This window comes from Janthinobacterium sp. HH102, assembly GCF_001758625.2.
In the GTDB taxonomy this organism is placed as follows: domain Bacteria; phylum Pseudomonadota; class Gammaproteobacteria; order Burkholderiales; family Burkholderiaceae_D; genus Janthinobacterium.
This window is the reverse complement of record NZ_CP062062.1, coordinates 3544414-3564913: the sequence shown is the minus strand read 5'-3', so window position 1 is coordinate 3564913 and position 20500 is coordinate 3544414. Positions and strand designations below refer to the sequence as shown.

Below are 20500 nucleotides of genomic sequence, written 5' to 3'. Positions count from 1 at the left end.
GAAAAAATGCTGGCGTTCAGGCCAGGCGCAGGTCCTTGCGCAAGCCCGCGTCCATCAGCGCGGCGGGCAGGAAACGGCGCATCAGGCGCAAGCGCGCCGCCAGCGGCCCGGCCGTGTAGCGCAATGTCGGCTCGCTTGCCTGGGCCGCCGCCAGGACGGTATCGGCCACGACGCCAGGGTCATCGGCGCCGGCCATCAGCGCTTGCAGCCGGCTTGTGACGGCCGCGCTCACTTGCCGGTAGGCGGACAGCGGCGTATCGGGCGCCAGCAGATTGGCTTCGAACGTGGTTTTCGTATAGGCCGGTTCGATGACGCTGGCGCGGATGCCCCAGCCGCGCACTTCATGGTCGAGCGATTCAGTGTAGCCCTCGATCGCATGCTTGGTGGCCGAATACAGCGCGCCGTAGGGCATGGGCAAAAAGCCCACGACGGAACCGATGTTGAGGATGCGCCCGCCGCCCTGGGCCCGCATGTGCGGCAGCACGGCCAGGGTCATGCGCACGACGCCATGGAAATTCGTGTCGAAGATGGCTTGTGCCTGCGCCACGCTGCTTTCCTCGGCGCCCGCCGGGGCCACGCCGAAACCGGCGTTGTTCACCAGCAGGTCGATGCGGCCTTCGCGCCGCATCAGCTCGGCCACGGCGCCAGCGACAGAAGCGTCGCTGGTGACGTCGAGCGCCAGCATCGTGTAGCCGACCGCATCGGCTTGCGCGCCGCGGCGGCTGGTGCCGTACACCGTGTAGCCCGCTTGCGCCAGGCGCTGGGCCGTGGCCGCGCCGATGCCGGACGAGGCGCCGGTGACCAGGGCAATCTTGTTATCGTTCATGGCAGTCCTTCAGTGGTTGATAGTGTTGAATATGATGATCGTCATATTGTTGTTTGAAAAAAGCCCGGGACGGACCCGGGCCATGGGTGTTACGGCTGGTTTGTGTCCTGGAACTGCGCCAGGGTGGCGGCGCACAGGGCGTCCGACAGCGCCGGTTCGTCGACGGCGCGCGCCAGGATGGTGGTGCCGATCATGGCGCACACCGTCGCCATGGCTTGCGCGTGCGCTTCGGGCTGGCCCCAGTTCGGCAGCTGGCGCGCGAACAGGTCGATCATTTCCTTGATGTGGATGGTGGCGGCGCGCCGCACCTCGGGCGCCTGGCGCGGCATTTCCGAACCCAGCGCCGAGACGGGGCAGCCGACCTCGATGGCGGCGATGTGTTCGGGTGACAGATAGGCGGCCAGCATCGCCTGCAGCGCCTGGCCGGGCGGGGCGGCGGCCGCCACCCTGGCCGCCAGCGCCACCGCTTCGGCGCCCGCGCGGTCGCCCGCTTCGGCCAGCAGCGCGTCGCGCGAGGCGAAGTGCGCATAAAAGCCGCCGTGCGTCAGGCCCGCTTCCTTCATGATATCGGCCACGCCCGTGCCCGCATAGCCGCTGCGGCGGATGGCGCGCGTGGCCACCTCGACGATGCGTTCGTGGGTGGCTTCCTTGCGGCTTTGCGCCGAGGGTTGCTTGTCAGATGATTTGTTGGATGAGTTCTGCATGATGGTCATCATATCGCAGTTTTCAAAACCGTGCAGGGCTTGTGCCGCCAAAAGGCGTTACGATGCATGCTATCGACATGCGACCAGGAGCGACAGATGGCAACTATTTCAACGGCAACGATGGAACACCTGTTTTCCTACGGCACCTTGCAGCAGCCCGGGGTGCAACTGGCCACCTTCGGGCGCCTGCTCGACAGCGGGCCCGACCAGTTACCCGGCTACCGTCTGGCGCTGCTGGCCATCGACGATGCGCAGGTGGTGGCGACCAGCGGCAAGACGCATCATCCGATCGCCTCGCGCGGCGAACCGACGGATAGCGTGCCGGGCGCCGTACTGGCCGTCTCGCTCGAGGAATTGCGGCAGGCGGATGGTTACGAGGTGGCCGACTACCGGCGCGAACGCGTGACCCTGGCGTCGGGCCTGCAAGCCTGGGCCTACGTGGATGCGCGCCATGCCGCTCCTTGAGCGGCATGGCAACAGGTGAATGGGGAAAAAGTGCGGAAGTGCCGGCACGGGCGGCTTGCCCATGCCGGCTATTGCAAGGTCAGGCCAGCTTGCGCTTGCCTGCGGAGACGCGGTTCCAGCCATAGCCGGCGATGATGATGGCCACGATGGACGCCTGCGCCAGCAGGGTTTCCGCCGTCGGCAGGATGCCCAGCAAGTCGATGCGCATGAAGTCGACGGGGGTGACGCCGACCCAGCCCGCTTCCTGCAGCGCGGCCACGCCTTTGCCCATCAAAATCACGGCCAGCACGGCCACGAAGGCCGACGTCCACGAGAAGAACTTGCCGATCGGCATGCGGGCGCTGGTGCGCAGCAAGGCCCAGGCGATGACGACCAGCAGCACGATGGCCACCAGGAAGCCGCCCAGAAGGGCGCCGCCGTTGCCGTCCGCCGCCAGGGCGGAATAGAACAGCACGGTTTCAAACACTTCGCGGTAGACGGCGATGAAGGCCAGGGCGAACAGGCCCCAGGCCGAGCGCCGCGTCATCGCCGCCGTGAGTTTCTCGTGCAAATATTCCTGCCAGCGCCCGGCGCTGCTCTTCTGGTGCATCCACAAGCCCACGCTGAGCAGGACCAGGGCCGCGAACACGGAACCGAGACCCTCGCTCACCTCGCGGCTGGCGCCGCTGATGGTCACCAGATAGGTTGCCGCCACCCACGTCAGGCCGCCCGCCACCAGGGCGCTGGCCCAGCCCGCATGCACGTAGGGCAACACGTCGTTGCGCTTGGCCTTGCGCAGGAAGGCGATGATGCCGATGACGATCAGCAGCGCTTCCACGCCTTCGCGCAGCAGGATCGTCAGGGCGCCGACAAAAGTCGTCATCGGATCGGCCTTGGCGTCGCCCAGTTCCGCTTCCACGTGGGTAAACAGTTGCTGCAGCTTGTCGCCGGCCGCCTCGGCGTCGGCCACCGTGCCCTTGGCAACGGCGGAGCGGTAGGCCAGCATGGCGTTTTCCACGGCCAGCAGCAGGGATTTGTTGCGCGCGCCGACCATCGGCTCGATCGGCTCGAAACCGTCCAGGTAGGCGGACAGGCCCAGGCGCGTGGCGGCCGCGCGGTCGCCCGCATGCATGGCGGCGAGGCTTTCTTCCAGGCGCATACGCGACAGGGCCAGGCCGGCAGGCTTGTGCGCCTCGGCCTTGTCAGGATGGCTGCGCAGGTATGCCGTCAAGGCTTGCGCCTCGTCCGCGCCCAGCTTGGCGGCCGCAGCTTCCTGCGTCACGGTCGTCACGGCGGCCAGGTCCGCGTACAGTTTTTTGCTGCGCGGATCGTCCTGCCACAGTTTTTCGCCGCGCGCGCTTGCCGCCGCATCGTGCGACATGCCGCCGATATAGAAAGCCAGGTCCCAGCGCTCGTTTTCGGACAACTGGCCGAAACTGGCCATCGAGGTGCCCGCCACGCCTTGCGAAATGACCTGGTACAGGGCCATCAGGCTGCGCGACTGCGCCCGTTCGCCATCCGTGAAGGCGATCGGTTTCGGCTCCAGGCTTGCCGCCAGCGGACCATCGCCGCCGCCGGCCACGCCGTGGCAAGAGGCGCACTGGGCCGCATACAGGGCCGCGCCGCGCGCCAGGTTCGGCAGCACTTTCGGCGCCACGGGTATCGGGTAGGCGGCAATCAGCAAGTCATTCGCGTGGTGCGCCAGGCGCTTGACTTCCACGCCATCGGCCTTGGCCACGACGGCTTTGCGCAGGTCGGCGATGGCGGCGGCGATGGCCGCCTGCGATGCGTGGGCGGGCAGGGCGGCGATCTGCGTCGTTGCGTTGTCGGTAAAGTCGAGCATTTCCGCGTATTCCGCCTCGCTGACCACCTTGCCGTGCTCGACGGCGCCGCTGTAATCGACGGCAACGTAGTCAATCAATTGCCACAATTGCTTGGCGCCGGCGCCAGGATCGGCCGCCTGCGCCTGCGCGCCTCCGGCCAGTAACAGGCTGAGGCTGGCAGCCACGAGCGGATAGCAGACCAGCCATCTCTTGATAGAAGTGAACATGATTCTCATTCTCATTTGTCGTTAACCCGGCGACTATAGGACAGACGGCGCAGGGTGTCAACGGCGCACGGGCGTGCGTGGGCGCAAAACAGCGCTGCCCTGGCCGATATTGCTGGCCAGGTGCAAGGCGTTTGCGCAATGGAATGAGGTAGATTGAGGGCTACTGCTTCGATGCCGGTTTGGCGTACAAGCCCCTGGACAGGCCATTGTCCGCATCGTCGACTTTCAGACCGCCATCGACGACGCGCAAGGCCAGCTTCTGGAATGCCTGGCCCCGCAGCCACTGCGCGTCGGTGACGGCGAACGCGGCGATGCGTTCCTGCGCGCGCGCCGCCGGCACGGCCAGCCATTGATAGTCGGCTGTTGAACCCTGGCGGCGCAAGCCGGCGCGCACCCAGCGTTCCGACGCCGGCATGCGGACGATGGCGTCGCCGTTCGCCACGCTTACCGCCGTGGCCGTCTTCCCGCTTTGCGCCTCGAATTTTACCTCCACGCCGGCCATCGGCCCCACTTTGGGGAAGCCGACGATGGCCACCCACAGGCCCGCTTCGGCCGGTTTCTGGATGCGCATTTCCGCTTCCTCGAACACGCGGAACTGCGGCTCCTTGCCGCTGTTGCCCGTCACCAGGGTCACCGTGTCGCCGGCAACGCGCCACTCGCCGCTGGCTTGCTGGTCGGTATTGCCGTAGCTGAGCACCCATTCGAAGGTGCCGTCCTTTTTCAGCAGCAGCTCGGAACCCGTTTCCATCACGCCTTGCAGGTAATAATGTCCGGGCAGCGCGGATGGAGCCTGGTCGGCCGCGCCGGCCGCAAGCGGCCAGGCGAGGGCGGCGCAGGCCAGCAGGCCGGAGAGGGTTTTTTTCATCGCGGTGTCCTTGTTGTGTCTTTTATGAAATGCCATGATAACAACGGCAATTGCTTGCCGTCGCACCATAGGACACACCGGCCGCGCGGCGGGAGTCGCGCTCAGCTGCTGCTGAAATCGAGCACCACGCGCGAGGCAACCTTGCCATGTTCCAGGCGGCTGAAGACTTCGTTGATGGCCGACAGCGGCTGCAATTCGATGCCGGCCGTGACCTTGCCTGTGGCGGCAAACGCCAACGCCTCGGCCATGTCCTGGCGGGTGCCGACAAAAGAGCCGCGTATCGTTACGCAGTTGGCGACGACGTCGAACAGCGGCGTAGGGAAGTCGCCCGGCGGCAAGCCCACCAATACGCAGGTGCCGCGCTTGCGCGTCATCGCCACGCCTTGCTGGAAGGCATCGATCGACGGCGCCGTGATGAGTACGCCATGGGCGCCGCCGCCCGTCGCTTCGCGCAAGGCTGCCACGGGGTCGCCCTGGCGCGCATTGATCGTCACTTCGGCGCCGAGGGCGCGTGCGTGCTCGAGCTTGCCTTCATCGATGTCAACGGCCGCCACGCGCAAGCCCATCGCCACCGCATATTCGATGGCCAGGTGGCCCAGTCCGCCGATGCCGGACACGGCCAGCCATTGGCCCGGCCGCGCGCCCGTTTCCTTGATGCCCTTGTAGCTCGTTACGCCGGCGCAGATGATGGGCGCCGCCTGCACGGCGGAAAGACCGGCCGGAATATGCGCGACGTAGCGCGGGTCGGCCAGGATGTATTCGGCGAAGCCGCCATTTTTCGTGTAGCCGCCGAACTGCGCCTCGGCGCACACGGTTTCCCAGGCTGCCAGGCAATGTTCGCAATGGCCGCAAGCGGAATAGAGCCAGGGCACGCCGACCCGGTCGCCCAGCCGCACCTCGGTCACGCCCGTGCCCAACTCCACCACCACGCCGATGCCTTCGTGGCCGGGAATGAATGGCGGCGTCGGCTTGACGGGCCAGTCGCCGCGCGCCGCATGCAAGTCCGTGTGGCAGACGCCGCATGCTTCCGTCTTGACGAGGATCTGGCCGGGACCGGGCACAGGCACGGGTACGTCGCGCAGCACCAGCGGCTGGCCCAGTTGCTCGACAACGGCGGCTTTCATGGTAGTGGGGATCATGGTATTCCTTTGAAGTATGTACGGAGTAGTGCGGGGCGCAGACGCGGACCAATCGTCTATTGGATAGCGACTTGCGCATGGTCATATTCTGCTGCACACGATACAAAAAATGATTGATATACATCAACTTATACGGGGAGAGGGGAATCCGTTCTGCTATAAAACAGGCTTACATTAATTCCATAATTCGACTATCATGGAATTATTAAACAAGGAAACCACCATGCATGACTTGCCCAACATCAGCGCAGCCCACCTCGATACGCCGACCCTCGATAAACTGGCGCCGCCGGCGGTGGCCACGCATCCGCCACGCATCCTGCTGCTGTACGGATCGCTGCGTGAACGTTCATTCAGCCGCTTGCTGACCCTGGAGGCGCAGCGGCTGCTCCAGCATTTCGGCGCCGAGACACGGGTCTTCGACCCGCATGGCTTGCCCATGGTCGACAGCGTCAGCCCCGACCATCCCAAGGTGCAGGAGCTGCGCGCCTTGTCGCTGTGGTCGGAAGGCCAGGTCTGGTGCAGTCCGGAACGCCATGGCGCCGTGACGGGCGTGTTCAAGTCGCAGATCGATTGGCTGCCGCTGGAAATGGGCAGCGTGCGTCCCACGCAAGGGCGCACCCTGGCGGTGATGCAGGTGTCGGGTGGCTCGCAATCGTTCAACGCCGTCAACGGCTTGCGCGTGCTGGGCCGCTGGATGCGCATGGTGACGATCCCGAACCAGTCGTCCGTCGCCAAGGCCTACCAGGAGTTCGACGACAACGACCGCATGAAACCGTCGCCGTACTACGACCGCCTGGTCGACGTCATGGAAGAATTGTATAAATTCACCCTGGTCGTGCGCGACCGCTCCGATTACCTGACCAGCCGCTACAGCGAGCGCAAGGAATCCATGCCGCTCGATGCGCGCGCCCTTGCCGCGGCGGCCATGGCGCACGAGATGCCGCGCAAATAAACTGTCTTTGCCACCCTTCGACCAGGATTGGCCTGATGATACGACTTGCCACCACCGCCGACGCCGCCGCGATCATAGAAATCTACAACCATTACGTCAGCAACTCCACCATCACCTTCGAAGAACGGGTGGTGGACACCGACGAAATGGCCCAGCGTATCGCCTCTGTGGGGGCACAGTTGCCGTGGTATGTCTTCGAGCGCGACGGCAGGATACTCGGCTACGCCTACGCGACGCCTTGGCGCGCCCGCAGCGCCTATCGTTTTTCCGTCGAATCGACGGTGTACCTAGCGCACGAATGCGTGGGGCAGGGCATCGGCCGGCAGCTGTACAGCGCGCTCATCGAGGACTTGCGCCGGCGACAACTGCAGGTGGTCATCGGCGGCATCGCACAGCCCAACGACGCCAGCGTCGCCTTGCATGAGCGCCTGGGATTCGAGAAGGCGGCCATGTTCAAGCGGGTCGGCCGTAAATTCGGCCGGTGGATCGACGTGGGGTATTGGGAATTGCAGCTACAGGAGGAGTAAGCGTCCCGTTGCTGCCCGCCTGGCGCCATTTCAAAAAATCATTTTTCGGCACCGAGCTCTGTTAATGGTTTCGGCGCATACAGCGCATTTTGAAATTCCGGCACATATTCATATTTCATCATCTTCCCCAGCTTCAATGACTTGAGATAGCTGGAGAAGCTGCCGTCGCCCAGTGTCAGGCCGACCGCTTCCGCGCTCGTGCTCGTTGCATGGCTGAGCTGGCGCGAAACGGCATAGCCATAAGTGAGCTGGCCGGCGTCATCCTGGTTGGTGAAGCTGTTCGTCACCAGCTCGGCCTGGTGCGACAGGCCGTCCAGCTTTTTCCCCGCGAAGACAAAATCGAGCTTGCCCGTTGCGCTATCCATGACTTCAAAGGAGACGGCGGCGTCCGTTTCCTTGCGCTCGATGCCGGTCAGCCACTTGGGCAGGTTGTAGCCTACGACGCCGCGCACCCTGGCCAGTTCCGTGTTCACGGGCAGCTTGAGCACATAGCCCCAGAAATCGTTGGACAGCGATTGTCCCAGCAAGGTGAAAGGGCCGAAACTGGACGTGCCGGGCTTGTTCGTCACGATCGCCAGGGAAATTTCATTGTAGCTGTCGTTGTCGCAGTATTCATACGCGTAGGCCGTCAACGCCACCGCGCCCCGGCCCGGCCACACTTGCAATGGCTGCACCTGCTTCAGTATATCTTCCGGCATCAGTTCCTTCAGCCTTGCCAGGTCGGCCGTGAAGACGGCCGTGATTTTGCTGTTTTTATAATAAAAATTCGGTGAATACGAGTCAAAGCCGATGGCGACCTTTTCTTTTTTGATTCCCTTGAACCAGCTCAAGTCCACGTCTGGCGCTTCCGCCGCAATCACCGACAAGGGCGGGTTCGAGCGATAGCGGTCATACAGGCCGCCGGCCGCCACCGGCACGTCATGGCCGGCGATATTGATGATGACCTGCTTGTTTTCGGCAGGACTGTCGGCCCGCGACGGGACGGCGGCGGCACTCCATATCAATGCGGATACCGCCGCGGCAATTTTCATGTTCATTGCTTGCACCTTTTATGTTGGATTTAAAAAATTCAATTCACACGCCGCTATTCATGCGGCGGCGATACTGCCGGTTCCTGATGGCGGTTTCCCATTGCTGCATCGCCAGCGCCAGGGCCGGTGCCACATTGGGCTTCGTTGGCTTGCCCTGGCTCAGGCGCCGCAACTGATACTTGACCATCGCCATGTAGCCGATCGACGACAGCACCTTGTTTTTCCAGGTAATTGCCCTGAGCAAGGGGCTGGCCGATTGATCGGCACGCCATGCTTTCGGCAAGTGCGGGTCGATGGCCAGCGCCGTTCCCATCCCTGCCATGGCGATGCCGCTGCCCAGCACTTGCTCGACCACCGGGTAGCGGCGTATGCCGCCCGTCACCATGATGGGCATCGTGGCCACGGTGGCGATGTCCTTGGCAAACTCCAGGAAATACGCTTCGCGGGCCAAGGTGCGGCCGTCGCGGGTCTGGCCGTGCATGGCAGGGGCTTCGTAACTGCCGCCGGACAATTCGATCAGGTCCACGCCCAGGCTGTTGAGCATGGAAACCACCTGCCTGGCGTCCTCCGAGCTGAAGCCGCCTTTCTGGAAATCCGCCGAGTTGAGCTTCACGGCGACGGCAAAGCCTTTGCCCACGGCTTGCCGCACCCCGTTGACGACGTCCACCAGCAGCCGTGCCCGGTTCTCGAGCGAGCCGCCCCAGCGGTCCGTGCGTTTATTTGTAATAGGGGAGAGGAACTGGCTGAGCAGGTAGCCGTGCGCGGCATGGATTTGCACGCCCGTAAAGCCGAACTGCTCCGCCAGCTTGGCGGTATCGATGAAGCGCTGCTTGACGTCGGCAATGTCGGCTTCCGTCATTGCCCGCGGCGCGGAAAACTGCTTGGAAAAGTTGCCCATATCCATGGGCACGGCCGAAGGCGCGATGGTTTCCTGTCCCATGGCGGCCGGCATCTGGCGTCCGGGATGGTTAATCTGCATCCAGATCTGCGCCCCGCGTGAACGGGCAGTGCGCGACCATTGCCCGAAGCGGGCGCCAAATTGCGCAGAATCGAGCACTACGCCGCCCGGTCCCGTCATGGCGCGGCGGTCAATCATCACATTTCCAGTGATCATCAAGCCAACGCCACCGTCGGCCCACGACTGGTACAGGCGGATCAGCTCCTGTGAGGGCGCGTGATCGTTGTCAGCCATGTTCTCTTCCATGGCGGCTTTGGCGAGGCGGTTCGGAATGACGCTTCCATTGGGCAGCGTCAGTGGGGTAAAAGGCTTCATGCTTATCTCCAGGGTTGCGATGACCTCACGATAAGCTTTAAGCTAACTTGAAGGTCAAGCTCTAAAACGCACTTTTTTTGCCTGTGTACCGTTCGCAACACGGGCTGGAAGAAACGCAGCAGCCTGAGACAACAAAATCCTGTCACCGCCCATCTGTCACTTGACATTCAAGTTGGCTTTAAGCTTATAGTGGATCACATGGCGCAGGCCACTCAATCATCAGGAGGACGATCCCATGTCAGTTTTCAAGCAGCTTTTCCTCGCGCTCATGCCCTTGCTGTTCATGCAGATCGTCGCTGCCGAACCGGCGTCGCCAAAGCGGGAACCAGGTACGGTACTCGTGGTCATGACCAATCATTCCCAGTATCCGAGCAGAAACGACCATACCGGGCTCTGGCTCACGGAGCTGACGCATGTGTATGACGCGCTGAAGGACGCCGGCTATGGCGTCGACTTCGTCAGCCCGAACGGCGGCGCCGTGCCGCTCGATGAGCGCAGCCTGGGATGGCTGTATATGGATGCCGCCGCAAAAAGCCACTTGAAAGATCGCGCTTTCATGGCGGCTTTGGCGTCGACACGAGCGGCGGCCGACATCGATCCTGCTGGCTACCGGGCTATTTTCTACACGGGCGGCCATGGCACGATGTGGGATTTCAAGGGCAACCAGGACCTCAAGCGCATTGCCGAGGCGATCTACCGCAACGGCGGCATCGTTTCTTCCGTCTGCCATGGCGCCGCCGGCCTGCTCGACCTGCAGGACGACAACGGCAAGCCGCTGATACAAGGGCGCCGCGTGACGGGGTTTTCGAATACGGAGGAATCGCTGGCCGGCATCAAGGATCAGGTACCCTATCTGCTGCAAAGCGAGCTCGAGGGCAGGGGAGCGCTATATGATAAAGGCTTCATCCCGTTCGGCAGCTTCGTCATGACCGATGGCCGCCTCGTCACGGGCCAGAACCCCGGATCGAGCAAGGAAGTGGCGCAAGCGCTGCTCGCGGCCCTGCGGAATAACACACCACAATAAGGGAGCAGGAAAAAAGATGAAAATCGGCGAACTGGCCAAGCGCAGCGGCCTGGCGGCGTCCACGATACGCTTCTATGAAGCCAAGGGCTTGCTGAAAGCCGTGGACCGGCAATCGAACGGCTACCGCGACTATCCGCTGGAAGCGGTGGCGGTACTGTCCATCATCACCGACGCCCAGCAGGCGGGCTTTTCCCTGGACGAAATCAGGCAGGTCTTGCCGGAGGATATTTCATCATGGAAACATGATGAGCTGATGGTGGCGCTCAAGAAGAAGATCGCCGATATCGAGTCGCTGGAAGTGCGGCTGGCGCAGAACAAGGCCCATCTGCTGTCGCTGATTCAGATGATCGAGGCAAAACCCGATGAGCTGGACTGCAAGGATAATACGGCCAGGATCATGGAAAGCATGGGGATAGCCAGCAAAAACTGAAGACAAAACTGCTTGTGCGTCAGGTCAAACGCGCCGGGGAATGGATGCGCTTGTCCAGCGGCCTCTCGTTGAGCGCATCGGCGGCCCGGTCCACGAATTGCCTGACGTCTCCCACCTCGGCAAACAGGTCGGCATAGGCCGCCCGTATCAGCACCGTGCACTGCTCGAATTTCGCGAGCTGCGACAAGCCTTCCTCCGTGGGCTCCAATAGTCGTCGCCGGGCATCATTGTCATCGTTCCGATACCGTACGAGGCCCAGGCGGAGCAGCTTTGGTATCTTTTGCATGACCAGCTGGTGCGAATGTCCGAGTTCGCGCGCCAGATCCGCAGCGGAGGCCGTGCCGAGCGTTGCCAGGACAGTCATCAGCGAACACGAACGAACCGGGATGACGATCCCCATCGTATCGAAGACAGTCTTGGATTGCTCGGCGATCAGGACGCTCAGCCGTTCGACAGCGCGGCCGAGAAACACGGCGTCATCGATCGGGGCCGGTTGATGGGTTTTTTTAGTCAAGGCGCTTGTACCTCTGGATGCTGCCATCCTTGTTCACGCGTTCCAGCTCCGTCACTTTTCCGCGCAAGGTAGTCAGGCGGTATCGAAAATCCGACACGCCTTCCACCGCAAACAGGTTGGGACCGATCGGCTCAAGCGCGACCCGGAACCGTTCGCGCCAGAGATAGTAAAGCGTGCCATTGTCCAGGATGATCTGGCGGCCTTCGTATTTTCCGGCGGCTTTCGCCAACATCGCGGCATCGACGTGCGGGCGCTCGATCGCTGCCGTCAGGGTCGGGAGCAGCCAGGCAAGTTCGGTTCGCCTGGCGTCATCGGTCTTGGACAGATGTTCAAGCGCCAGCTTGTGCGCCAGAGGAAGGGCGCGAATAGAGGGGCTAGGGATATCGGGTTGCACGCCAACACCTTCGAAATCGCCATGGTCCACGGAGTCCTGGATCTGGCCGATTGGCACTTGCACGAAAAAATCGTCGTTGAGCGGCTTGCGCGCAACCGGATGCGCACCGCCGGCGGTCCGCTCCCCGATCAGCGTCGCCCGCCCGAGCTTTTTCATCGCATAGGAAAACCATTCTGCGGAGGAAAACGACGTGGAGCCGGTCAGGATATAGACGGGCTTGTCCACCATGCGCTTGCCCGGCAGGCCCGGCAGCACCCATTGCCCTCGCTGGATACGCTTGCCATCCTCATTGTAATAATAGTCGAAGAGCAGCTGGTCTTTCTCGCTGGAGAAGAAATAGCTGGCCAGGAATTGCGCCATTTCCAGATGTCCGCCATTGTTATATCGCAAATCGATGATGACGGCATCCGTATTGCCGACGAAGCGCATAACGGACGCGGCCGTATCATAGGCAAGCTCGGGATCGGCAAAATAGCTGAACCGTATATAACCGATATTGCCCTTCAGGCGAGCGACCTCGTCGAAACCGAAATTGGTCTCTTCCAACCTGCTCAATTCTTCTTTTCGTATCTTGGCCTTGAGCGCCGGGTTGGCTTTCGCCTTGAATTCCGCGATCCATTTTGCGTCGGCACCCACGAAGAAATGCAGGTCGCCGCTGACTTTGATGAGATCGTCGGTCAGCTTGCTCGCAAACTCTGCCTTCGTCGCCGCCGAGTCATAATCTCCCTTTTTCAGACGCTCCTGAAGCACCGGCGCAATTTTTCGCGCGATGTCCGGAAACGCGTAGTTCGTATTCAAGGTGCTGTTGAGGGAGGCGATGATCGCGTCTTTTTCGTCTCGCGAGATGCCCGGCACCTCGGCAAAAGCGCCCGATGCGCAAATGACGGACAGCGCCGACAGCGCTTGAAGCAGACATGAGTGATAGCGCATTCTGATGTTTCTCCCCGATGAGACTCAAGAATACAATATATTGCGCAATGTGTTGTATAAAAAATTAGGCAGCATCGGGCGGGCGGCTTCCAGCCGGTACTGATCGCATGGCCACACTCCACAGTCACCTACAGAGAAAACATGCTGTGCCACGAACTTGACGGCCACATGAAAATGCAAAGCGCCAAGAGCCTGTTCTTCAATGAGCGCGACAAAGTATTGCGACAAGGAAACGCAGTGCAGGGCGCTCGACCAGAAACGCTACTTCCGCTCCAGGGGCATCGTGGTGCCTGAAGTGGATGTATGGCGGGTGCCGTCTTGTACAAACATGCTGCGCGCTGCGCAAGTCGCATTCCAGGCGCTATCAGGTCATTGCATGGACGGCCTGCAGACCTGGTGCAACAACAATCTCGGCGTCGTGTACCTGGCGACTGCACCCGGATTGCCCAAGCGCTGGGCGATTGTCCGTTCTGAAAGTTACTCCACCTTGATAGACGGGGAGGAGGGAAGTGATATGGCAAATTTTGACGCTAATACACTGCGGATACTGGAGCAAATTGAGGATGAGTTTCGCAATCAGTACTGGATTATTCGTAACTCCAGGCGGACAAACTGGCGGGCAGTCAACCGAACCAGTGTTCTAGGCGACTTTATGTATATGCTTGGTGTTCCAAAATGGGCTATACAACAGGCTCGGTACTGTTTGCGACAACGTGTATGTGAGCGTTGCTTTAAAGATGCAATTCGGTGTCATGGTTTCTGTGAGCGCGCCAAACGTGGCGACTTTAATAAATAATGATCGGTATCTTAATTTTTGAGTTGCTGCAACATAATATGATGTGAATTTCTATAAATATGTCACTTGTTGCGGAAAAGAGACTTTTTTAAAAAAACAACTAAGTAGATTCATCGTTTAGTTTACTCAGTGTACGATCGCTAATTTGGCTAAGTTTTTAAATTATAGGAATGGGGAGAGAAATGCGTTTAAAGTCAATAAAGTTAAGTCATTTCCGAGGGTACCGCGCTGCCACTATTATTCCAATAGATGAAGCTATGACCGGCATAGTTGGAAGAAATGATTATGGAAAATCAACTATTTTGGAAGCACTCGCCATTTTTTTTGATACAGATGGTGCGAAGGCAGACAAAAATGATATGAATTGCTTTAGTCTTCAAGAAGGGATGGAACAATTTGAAATAGCTTGTACCTTTAATGAACTTCCTGAATTGCTTGTTCTGGATGAAAAAGTTAAGACATCCCTTGCTCAAGAATATTTGCTTAATGCCGATGGCGATTTGGAAATAGTAAAGTCTTTTAAAGCAAATACAGGAAAAATTGAGCGCACATCGATTTTGTGTAACCATCCAGCAGATAAGGTTATCAGCACGCTTTTAAGTCTAAAAATTGCGGATTTAAAAAAGATTGCTGAGGCACTCGGCGTCGCTGATGCAGTGGAAGACAAGCGTGTTGCTTCATTATGGCGACTGGCGATTCGTGCAAGTGAACCTATGTTGGAATGTAAGCAAACTCTTCTAGATGTGGAAAAATCTCTTTCTACTGATAGCAAATCGATTTGGGGAAAAATTCAAGATCATTTGCCGACATTTGCACTTTTTAAGGCTGATCGAGAAAGCAGTGATGGTGATGCTGAGGCTAAAAATCCATTACAACAGGCTGTGAAAGATGCTCTCGGTGCACTCAACGTTCAAATTGCCGCATTAGAACAACAGGTTGAGGCAAGCGTACTAGATGTAGCATCTCGGACACTAGATAAATTAAGGGAAATGGCACCAGAATTAGCGAATGAACTTACCCCTCGTTTTAAGGAAAAGCCTAAATGGACTTTTAATTTTACTCTGGACGGAGAAAATGGAATTCCAATAAATAAACGTGGAAGCGGTGTGCGTCGACTAATTTTGTTAAATTTCTTCCGTGCGGAAGCAGAAAAATTGGCGATCGGCTCTCAGCGTAACGTTATCTATGCAATCGAGGAGCCAGAAACCTCTCAGCATCCTAATTATCAAATGATGTTGATGAAAGCTCTTTTAACGCTTGCTAATCAGCCAAACCGGCAAATTATAGTTACAACCCACGTTCCGGCACTTGCTGGCTTAATGCCGACGGAGGGAATTAGATATGTAACAAAGGATAGCAATGGGGTTCCTATAATAAAAATGCCTTCACCCGAGGTCTTAAAATCCGCTGCCGAAAGTCTGGGAATTCTACCAGAAACTGGTATGGAACGTGCGAAGGCAATAGTCTTAGTGGAAGGCAAGTCAGATGTGACATTTTTGCGTCATGCTGCTAGGATTTTAAAAGATGCAGGTCACATACCTGCCAATTTGGAAGAAGTTGGAATTGTACCTATTTTAATTGGTGGTTGCGGCAGTGTGAAGCATTGGGTTACCTTAAATCTGGCAGATGATCTTGGATTGCCGTGGTGCGTATTTTTAGATTCAGATATTGGTGGTGATCCCAGTCAAGTGAAATCTATAAAAAAGCGCCAAGAAGAGGTTGAAAGCAAAGGAAGAACTTTTCATTCAACACGGAAGCGTGAGGTCGAAAATTACCTATGTGCGGATATGATTTTTTCAGAAACTGGTCATAGAGTATTTTTTACAGACACTTGTGACGCTAAAAAAATAATTGGAAATGCTGTAGGCATGAAGCCAGATGATGTTATTGATCGGTTCTGGCCTAGCATGACGGCTGAACAGATTATTAGGCGGTCGCAGTATCGCGAGGGAGATGTTGAAAAATCTGAATTGACTGAACTTTTTTCAAAACTAATAGTTTTTGCTAGTTAGGGCATCCAGGAGGTAGCGTCAGCAGATTGTGGTCTTAGCAAAAATTGCGACCTGCTGACGAGCGTGTGATAAATCACATTGGTAGGTTAGAACTACTAAAAGTATGTTCCGCCTCTTTCCTTCGTTTTACATAATATAAATTATGCGAAGTTATGGATGAATTTGTCAAATCCCCCGTTTTGCAACTTATACAATCGCAAATGCGATTTTGGCCCTTTGCGCGTCGCTGTCGCCGGTGGCTCACCAGCTACATAAAATACGGCTTGTCCCCGTCCGTGTTCGGTTTGTTCACGCCCAGGTTGGCGTGCCGGTGCAGGTCTGGCGTTTCGATGATGCTGGCGATCAGGTCTGCCACGCTCCGGCGCGAGACCACGGTGCCTTTGAATGGCGCGTGGCGCGTGGTCAGTTCGTAGTCGACTTCGTCTTCGTTCGTCATCCAGGCTGGACGCACGATGGTGTATGCCAGGCCCGACGCTTCGATGGCGTCGGCGGCGCGGCGGAATGGTTTCAGGTCTTCGGCCAGCATGGCGTTGTTCCACTCGCCGAATTTGCCGGGAACTTCATCGTAGATGCCCATCGACAGGACGAAAATCAGGCGTTCGACGCCCGAGGCCCGCATGGCGGCAATGATGCTGTTGGCCTGCTGTTCCATGTCGTCGCCCACCAGATTGGCGTAGACCACGTCGTGACCGGGCATCGTTTGCCGCAGCAAAGCCTGGTCCAGCACGTCACCGGCCAGCACGTTGCCGTTGGCCGGGACTGGCGTTGGCTGCTTGCCGGGATTGCGCAGCAACAGCGTCAAGGCGAAGTCTTTACGGCTCGCAAAGGCGCGGATGACCCACTGCGCCACCTGTCCGCCTGCACCCAGTATCAATATCTTTTTCATCGTTATCGCTTTCGTCATTGCACGCTGCCATGCAGGAAGTTACAGGCTTTCTTTAACGAAAGGAACACGGTGCGCTTGAAAAAAGGACAAAAACGCGCCATGAACGCCAGCCCATCGCCTTGTCCAGCGGTAGATTGCTGGCCTTGTAATTTCAATGAAATCAGGTGCTTGCCGACTATGTTGAATGAGAAGTCTCAACATAGGATAAGCGATCAGGAGACCCGTATGACCCATTCGCATCCACGCCCGGCGCTTCTTTTAGCGCATTGCCGCCGCTTTCTGTCGCTGCTGGACGTGTCGCGTGCCGCATGCCGATTTGCGCCAGGAAACAATACCGCAGCCGCTGAGAGAGTCATCCTCCCTTCCCCGCCCTGCTCCCGGCACCATTCCTGGCACCATACCAGCGCACAGGAAAATAGGCACTGGTATGGCCCGCATCGCCCATCCGAAGGGGAAAGTCCGCAACTGGTATTGTGATCTTGCACAAACAATAAAACCAGTTGACTACCACCTGCAATGCTTGCACTCTGAAAAATCGGACGGTGATAAACCGGCTCGGCCATGAAAAAAATACACAAGGAGACGCAATGAACCGGACAGTCATGAATACCCTCATCCTTACCCTCTTCGGCGGGACGTTGGCCGCTTGCGGCGGGGGCGACGGCTCCAGCGCCGGCGCAAGCCAGCTGCTGGCCGGCGCCACCGAAGCGGTCGCCTGCTACACGCCATGGAACAGCGGCACCGCCTACAATGGCGGCGGCAAGGCCAGCTACAACAACGTCAATTACACGGCCAACTGGTGGACGCAAGGCAATAACCCGTCGACCAGCAGCGGCGGCGCCGGCAGCGGCCAGCCATGGACGGTGGTGGGAGACTGCGGTACGCCGACACCGACTCCTACCCCAACGCCCACCCCGACACCAACCCCAACACCGACGCCAACACCTACCCCGACTCCAACGCCGACTCCAACTCCAACGCCGACTCCAACTCCAACGCCGACACCGACGCCTACCGGCCTGGCCAAGCACGCGCTGATCGGCTACTGGCACAACTTCACCAACCCCAGCGGCGCCACGTATCCGATCAGCCAGGTCAGCGACGACTGGGACGTGATCGTCGTCTCGTTCGGCGACAACGCGGGCGGCGGCAATGTCAGCCTGACCATCGATCCGGGCGCGGGCACGGAAGCGCAGTTCATCGCCGACGTGGCCGCCAAGCGCGCGAAAGGCAAGAAAGTCATCCTGTCACTGGGCGGGCAAAACGGTTCCGTTTCCGTCGGCAACACGGCCGAAGCGACGAATTTCACCAACAGTCTGTACGCCATCATCACCAAGTACGGCTTCGACGGCATCGACCTGGACCTGGAAAACGGCGTGGCGCAGGGCGCGGCCATCCAGACCTATCTGCCGATCGCCGTGAAAAACCTGAAAGCCAAGGTCGGCAGCAGCTTTTATTTGTCGATGGCGCCGGAATGGGTGTACGTGGAAGGGGGCTACACGAGCTACGGCAGCATCTGGGGCGCCTACATTCCCATCATCAATGCCTTGCGCAGCGAGCTGACGGTGCTGCACCCGCAGTACTACAACAATGGCGACATCTACACGCCGTACGCCACGGGTGCCATCAAGGCGGGCTCGGCCGACCAGCTGGTAGCCACGGCGCGCATGCTGATCGAGGGTTTTAACTATGGCGGCAACACCTTCGCCGGCTTGCGTCCGGACCAGGTGGGCTTCGGCGTGCCATCGGGCCGCAGCTCGGCTGGTTCCGGTTTCACGACGAATGCCGACGTCAGCAACGCCCTGAATTGCCTGACGCGCCTGCTCAACTGCGGCACCATCAAGCCTCTGCAGGCGTATCCGGACTTCCGCGGCGTGATGACGTGGTCAATCAACTGGGACCGCCACGACGGCTATAACTTCTCCGTGCCGACGAAGAATGTCCTGAAAACCTTGCCGTAAGCGGCATTGCCCGACTGCGCATGCGGGCTTTGCCGCTCACATGCGCAGCAGCGCCGCGCCCAGCACGCGCACCTGCAGCGCAATGCCGTGGCGAAACGCCTCCCCTCCCCCCTGCGTGTGCTTGATGCCATCCATGGTGGCCACCAGCAAGGCGGCCACTTGCGCGGCAGTCGCGTCCACCCGGCGCAGCGCGATGTCGCCCGCCGCTTCGGCCTGTTCCAGCGCGCTGGCCAGCGCCGCCACCAAGGTTGCCCGCGCCGTCAAGGTGATGCCGGCGGCCAGGGTCATGTTGGCGTCGAACAATTCCTGTCCGTGGGCGCTGGCGGAAATTTCCGCCATCAAGCCTTGCTGGAATGCCAGCAAGGCCGTTTCGATGCGCGCAAGAACGGGAGCGGGCTCGGCCATCGCCGCCGCCACGTGCGCCATCACGGTGGCATGGGCCCGTTCGGAGCCGGCGCGGAACACGTCTTCCTTGTTCTTGAAGTGCAAATACAGCGCCGCGCGTGATATGCCGGCCGCCTGCGCGATGTCGAGCATGGACGTCTTGCGGTAGCCGTAGCGGCAAAACACGGCCAGGGCCGCATCGAGGATGAGCTGGCTTTTCAGGGTATCGGTCGTCATCCAGTCATGTTGACACTTTGAGCATATAGTGTCAACATGACTTTTGGACAAAAACCGTCAAAATGTCAATTACCTACCCGAACAGGACTGCCATGCACGATTTCAATGCCGCACCGACTGAAGAACAGCAGATGGACCTGCTGCGCCATACGGAACGCTGCCGTTTGCGCGCCCTCGTGGCCGCCGATACGCAGGCGGCGCGCGCCCTGCATGCCGACGACTTCCAGCTGATCACGCCCATCGGCAGCATGCTGTCACGGGAACACTACCTGGGCGCCATCGCCTCCGGCCACATGCGCTATCTGAGCTGGGAGCCGGACGCGATCAGCGTGCGCCTGTACGGCACGGCCGCCATCCTGCGTTACTCGGCGCAACTGGAAATCGTCTTTGGCGGACACGCCGTGCCGCGCGCCCGCTACTGGCATATGGATAGCTATGAGTGGCGCGATGGGCGCTGGCAAGCCGTCTGGTCGCAGGCGACGGCTATACGCTGACGGCGATGCCTGCAGCGGGATACTCCTGCAGCATGGGTAATTGATATTTCCAAATCAATAGATGAAATCTATCGATCCGGTTGAAATATTTCACTTCCTTTTGTAAATGAGAATCGTTACTATCCAAATCAAGGATAAGCGAATTCAACAGAAAGGAGCGTCCCTTGTTCACAGCCATCAAAACATTCAGCCAGGTGTGCACGCACATGTCGATCGCCTTCGGCCTTGCCTATTTGCTGACGGGCTCGCTGGCACTCGGTGGCCTGGCCGCAATCATCGAACCGATCATCAATGTGGGCCTGCTGCCGTGGCATGAAAAAGCCTGGCACGCGATCCGCCGCCGCTATGCGGCCAGCCGCCTGGGCTTTGCCGCCCTGGCCGGTGAAAAGCTGAGCCAGACGGCCATGCACATGGGCGTCGCTTTCAGCGTCATGTACTGGGCCACGGGTTCCATGGCCTTCGGCGGCTTGCTGGCCGTGGTCGAGCCCATCTGCAACGTGATCGTGCTGCCCTTCCACGACCGGCTGTGGGAACGATTTCGTTTCCGTATGGAAGGCCGGGGCGCGGCGCAGCTGACTACGATGCCCACCTGATACCTTTCACCCAAGAACAAGGACTGGGGTG

At 59.4% G+C, this 20500-nt stretch carries 21 protein-coding genes; 10 read left to right on the top strand and 11 right to left on the bottom strand.

What is annotated here, in order from left to right:
- Window positions 1-16 precede the first annotated feature (16 nt).
- On the bottom strand, window positions 17-826 hold the full coding sequence (locus JAB4_RS16150) for an oxidoreductase (RefSeq protein ID WP_070218806.1): 810 nt from the start codon (window positions 824-826) through the stop codon (window positions 17-19).
- Window positions 827-915: 89 nt separating this feature from the next.
- Window positions 916-1542 carry a TetR/AcrR family transcriptional regulator gene (locus tag JAB4_RS16145; protein ID WP_070218878.1) on the bottom strand — a complete coding sequence of 209 codons (627 nt, stop codon included), beginning with the start codon at window positions 1540-1542 and terminating at the stop codon, window positions 916-918.
- Window positions 1543-1626: 84 nt separating this feature from the next.
- Here JAB4_RS16145 and JAB4_RS16140 point away from each other — a divergent pair, with 84 nt between their 5' ends.
- Complete coding sequence (locus tag JAB4_RS16140) at window positions 1627-1995, top strand: gamma-glutamylcyclotransferase family protein (protein ID WP_070218805.1); 369 nt, start codon at window positions 1627-1629, stop codon at window positions 1993-1995.
- A gap of 79 nt (window positions 1996-2074) precedes the next feature.
- Here JAB4_RS16140 and JAB4_RS16135 read toward each other — a convergent pair whose 3' ends face one another.
- From JAB4_RS16135 to JAB4_RS16125, 3 genes are all read right to left on the bottom strand, one after another.
- On the bottom strand, window positions 2075-4024 hold the full coding sequence (locus tag JAB4_RS16135; protein ID WP_139143678.1) for a cytochrome c/FTR1 family iron permease: 1950 nt from the start codon (window positions 4022-4024) through the stop codon (window positions 2075-2077).
- 160 nt (window positions 4025-4184) lie between these two features.
- Entirely contained in the window at window positions 4185-4889 is a 705-nt protein-coding gene (locus tag JAB4_RS16130; RefSeq protein WP_070218803.1) for a hypothetical protein, read from the bottom strand.
- A 101-nt stretch (window positions 4890-4990) separates the two neighbouring features.
- Window positions 4991-6025, bottom strand: coding sequence for a zinc-dependent alcohol dehydrogenase (locus tag JAB4_RS16125; RefSeq protein WP_217494522.1), 1035 nt, complete (start codon window positions 6023-6025; stop codon window positions 4991-4993).
- 199 nt (window positions 6026-6224) lie between these two features.
- On the opposite strand from JAB4_RS16125, the gene arsH reads away from it, so the two are divergent.
- Window positions 6225-6983 (top strand): arsenical resistance protein ArsH, encoded by a 759-nt coding sequence (gene arsH, locus JAB4_RS16120; RefSeq protein WP_227741968.1) that lies wholly within the window; start codon window positions 6225-6227, stop codon window positions 6981-6983.
- A 35-nt stretch (window positions 6984-7018) separates the two neighbouring features.
- Entirely contained in the window at window positions 7019-7510 is a 492-nt protein-coding gene (locus JAB4_RS16115) for an arsinothricin resistance N-acetyltransferase ArsN1 family B (RefSeq protein ID WP_070218800.1), read from the top strand.
- Window positions 7511-7548: 38 nt separating this feature from the next.
- On the opposite strand, the gene JAB4_RS16110 is transcribed toward JAB4_RS16115, so the two are convergent.
- On the bottom strand, window positions 7549-8541 hold the full coding sequence (locus tag JAB4_RS16110; protein ID WP_070218877.1) for an acetoacetate decarboxylase (ADC): 993 nt from the start codon (window positions 8539-8541) through the stop codon (window positions 7549-7551).
- A gap of 43 nt (window positions 8542-8584) precedes the next feature.
- Window positions 8585-9814 carry an NADH:flavin oxidoreductase/NADH oxidase family protein gene (locus JAB4_RS16105; protein WP_070218799.1) on the bottom strand — a complete coding sequence of 410 codons (1230 nt, stop codon included), beginning with the start codon at window positions 9812-9814 and terminating at the stop codon, window positions 8585-8587.
- 235 nt (window positions 9815-10049) lie between these two features.
- On the opposite strand from JAB4_RS16105, the gene JAB4_RS16100 reads away from it, so the two are divergent.
- On the top strand, window positions 10050-10838 hold the full coding sequence (locus JAB4_RS16100) for a type 1 glutamine amidotransferase domain-containing protein (RefSeq protein ID WP_070218798.1): 789 nt from the start codon (window positions 10050-10052) through the stop codon (window positions 10836-10838).
- Between the two features lie 16 nt (window positions 10839-10854).
- On the top strand, window positions 10855-11268 hold the full coding sequence (locus tag JAB4_RS16095; RefSeq protein WP_070218797.1) for a MerR family transcriptional regulator: 414 nt from the start codon (window positions 10855-10857) through the stop codon (window positions 11266-11268).
- A gap of 19 nt (window positions 11269-11287) precedes the next feature.
- Here JAB4_RS16095 and JAB4_RS16090 read toward each other — a convergent pair whose 3' ends face one another.
- Both JAB4_RS16090 and JAB4_RS16085 read right to left on the bottom strand, forming a co-directional pair.
- Window positions 11288-11782 (bottom strand): MarR family transcriptional regulator, encoded by a 495-nt coding sequence (locus JAB4_RS16090; RefSeq protein WP_217494519.1) that lies wholly within the window; start codon window positions 11780-11782, stop codon window positions 11288-11290.
- Complete coding sequence (locus JAB4_RS16085) at window positions 11775-13106, bottom strand: S41 family peptidase (protein ID WP_070218796.1); 1332 nt, start codon at window positions 13104-13106, stop codon at window positions 11775-11777. The genes JAB4_RS16090 and JAB4_RS16085 overlap by 8 nt, the downstream gene beginning before the upstream one ends.
- A gap of 202 nt (window positions 13107-13308) precedes the next feature.
- Between JAB4_RS16085 and JAB4_RS16080 the strand changes: the two genes are divergently transcribed.
- Together JAB4_RS16080 and JAB4_RS16075 are read left to right on the top strand one after the other, a co-directional pair.
- Window positions 13309-13902 carry a hypothetical protein gene (locus JAB4_RS16080; protein ID WP_070218795.1) on the top strand — a complete coding sequence of 198 codons (594 nt, stop codon included), beginning with the start codon at window positions 13309-13311 and terminating at the stop codon, window positions 13900-13902.
- 182 nt (window positions 13903-14084) lie between these two features.
- A complete protein-coding gene (locus JAB4_RS16075; RefSeq protein ID WP_071650153.1) occupies window positions 14085-15914 on the top strand; it encodes an AAA family ATPase in 1830 nt (609 codons plus the stop codon).
- A gap of 247 nt (window positions 15915-16161) precedes the next feature.
- Here the strand turns inward: JAB4_RS16075 and JAB4_RS16070 are convergent, their stop codons facing one another.
- Entirely contained in the window at window positions 16162-16800 is a 639-nt protein-coding gene (locus JAB4_RS16070; RefSeq protein ID WP_070218875.1) for an SDR family oxidoreductase, read from the bottom strand.
- Between the two features lie 602 nt (window positions 16801-17402).
- Here JAB4_RS16070 and JAB4_RS16065 point away from each other — a divergent pair.
- Entirely contained in the window at window positions 17403-18761 is a 1359-nt protein-coding gene (locus JAB4_RS16065; RefSeq protein WP_227741967.1) for a glycosyl hydrolase family 18 protein, read from the top strand.
- A gap of 36 nt (window positions 18762-18797) precedes the next feature.
- On the opposite strand, the gene JAB4_RS16060 is transcribed toward JAB4_RS16065, so the two are convergent.
- Window positions 18798-19382 carry a TetR/AcrR family transcriptional regulator gene (locus JAB4_RS16060; RefSeq protein WP_070218793.1) on the bottom strand — a complete coding sequence of 195 codons (585 nt, stop codon included), beginning with the start codon at window positions 19380-19382 and terminating at the stop codon, window positions 18798-18800.
- Between the two features lie 92 nt (window positions 19383-19474).
- On the opposite strand from JAB4_RS16060, the gene JAB4_RS16055 reads away from it, so the two are divergent.
- Together JAB4_RS16055 and JAB4_RS16050 are read left to right on the top strand one after the other, a co-directional pair.
- On the top strand, window positions 19475-19876 hold the full coding sequence (locus JAB4_RS16055) for a nuclear transport factor 2 family protein (RefSeq protein ID WP_070218792.1): 402 nt from the start codon (window positions 19475-19477) through the stop codon (window positions 19874-19876).
- Between the two features lie 164 nt (window positions 19877-20040).
- On the top strand, window positions 20041-20469 hold the full coding sequence (locus JAB4_RS16050; protein ID WP_071650152.1) for a DUF2061 domain-containing protein: 429 nt from the start codon (window positions 20041-20043) through the stop codon (window positions 20467-20469).
- The last annotated feature ends 31 nt before the right edge of the window (window positions 20470-20500 follow it).

Bases quoted from the DNA above. Each gene is read 5' to 3' on its own strand.
- JAB4_RS16150 (WP_070218806.1), bottom strand. From the start codon at position 826: ATGAACGATAACAAGATTGCCCTGGTCACCGGCGCCTCGTCCGGCATC.
- JAB4_RS16145 (WP_070218878.1), bottom strand. From the start codon at position 1,542: ATGATGACCATCATGCAGAACTCATCCAACAAATCATCTGACAAGCAA.
- JAB4_RS16140 (WP_070218805.1), top strand. From the start codon at position 1,627: ATGGCAACTATTTCAACGGCAACGATGGAACACCTGTTTTCCTACGGC.
- JAB4_RS16135 (WP_139143678.1), bottom strand. From the start codon at position 4,024: ATGTTCACTTCTATCAAGAGATGGCTGGTCTGCTATCCGCTCGTGGCT.
- JAB4_RS16130 (WP_070218803.1), bottom strand. From the start codon at position 4,889: ATGAAAAAAACCCTCTCCGGCCTGCTGGCCTGCGCCGCCCTCGCCTGG.
- arsH (WP_227741968.1), top strand. From the start codon at position 6,225: ATGGAATTATTAAACAAGGAAACCACCATGCATGACTTGCCCAACATC.
- JAB4_RS16115 (WP_070218800.1), top strand. From the start codon at position 7,019: ATGATACGACTTGCCACCACCGCCGACGCCGCCGCGATCATAGAAATC.
- JAB4_RS16110 (WP_070218877.1), bottom strand. From the start codon at position 8,541: ATGAAAATTGCCGCGGCGGTATCCGCATTGATATGGAGTGCCGCCGCC.
- JAB4_RS16105 (WP_070218799.1), bottom strand. From the start codon at position 9,814: ATGAAGCCTTTTACCCCACTGACGCTGCCCAATGGAAGCGTCATTCCG.
- JAB4_RS16100 (WP_070218798.1), top strand. From the start codon at position 10,050: ATGTCAGTTTTCAAGCAGCTTTTCCTCGCGCTCATGCCCTTGCTGTTC.
- JAB4_RS16095 (WP_070218797.1), top strand. From the start codon at position 10,855: ATGAAAATCGGCGAACTGGCCAAGCGCAGCGGCCTGGCGGCGTCCACG.
- JAB4_RS16085 (WP_070218796.1), bottom strand. From the start codon at position 13,106: ATGCGCTATCACTCATGTCTGCTTCAAGCGCTGTCGGCGCTGTCCGTC.
- JAB4_RS16080 (WP_070218795.1), top strand. From the start codon at position 13,309: ATGAGCGCGACAAAGTATTGCGACAAGGAAACGCAGTGCAGGGCGCTC.
- JAB4_RS16075 (WP_071650153.1), top strand. From the start codon at position 14,085: ATGCGTTTAAAGTCAATAAAGTTAAGTCATTTCCGAGGGTACCGCGCT.
- JAB4_RS16070 (WP_070218875.1), bottom strand. From the start codon at position 16,800: ATGAAAAAGATATTGATACTGGGTGCAGGCGGACAGGTGGCGCAGTGG.
- JAB4_RS16065 (WP_227741967.1), top strand. From the start codon at position 17,403: ATGAATACCCTCATCCTTACCCTCTTCGGCGGGACGTTGGCCGCTTGC.
- JAB4_RS16060 (WP_070218793.1), bottom strand. From the start codon at position 19,382: ATGACGACCGATACCCTGAAAAGCCAGCTCATCCTCGATGCGGCCCTG.
- JAB4_RS16055 (WP_070218792.1), top strand. From the start codon at position 19,475: ATGCACGATTTCAATGCCGCACCGACTGAAGAACAGCAGATGGACCTG.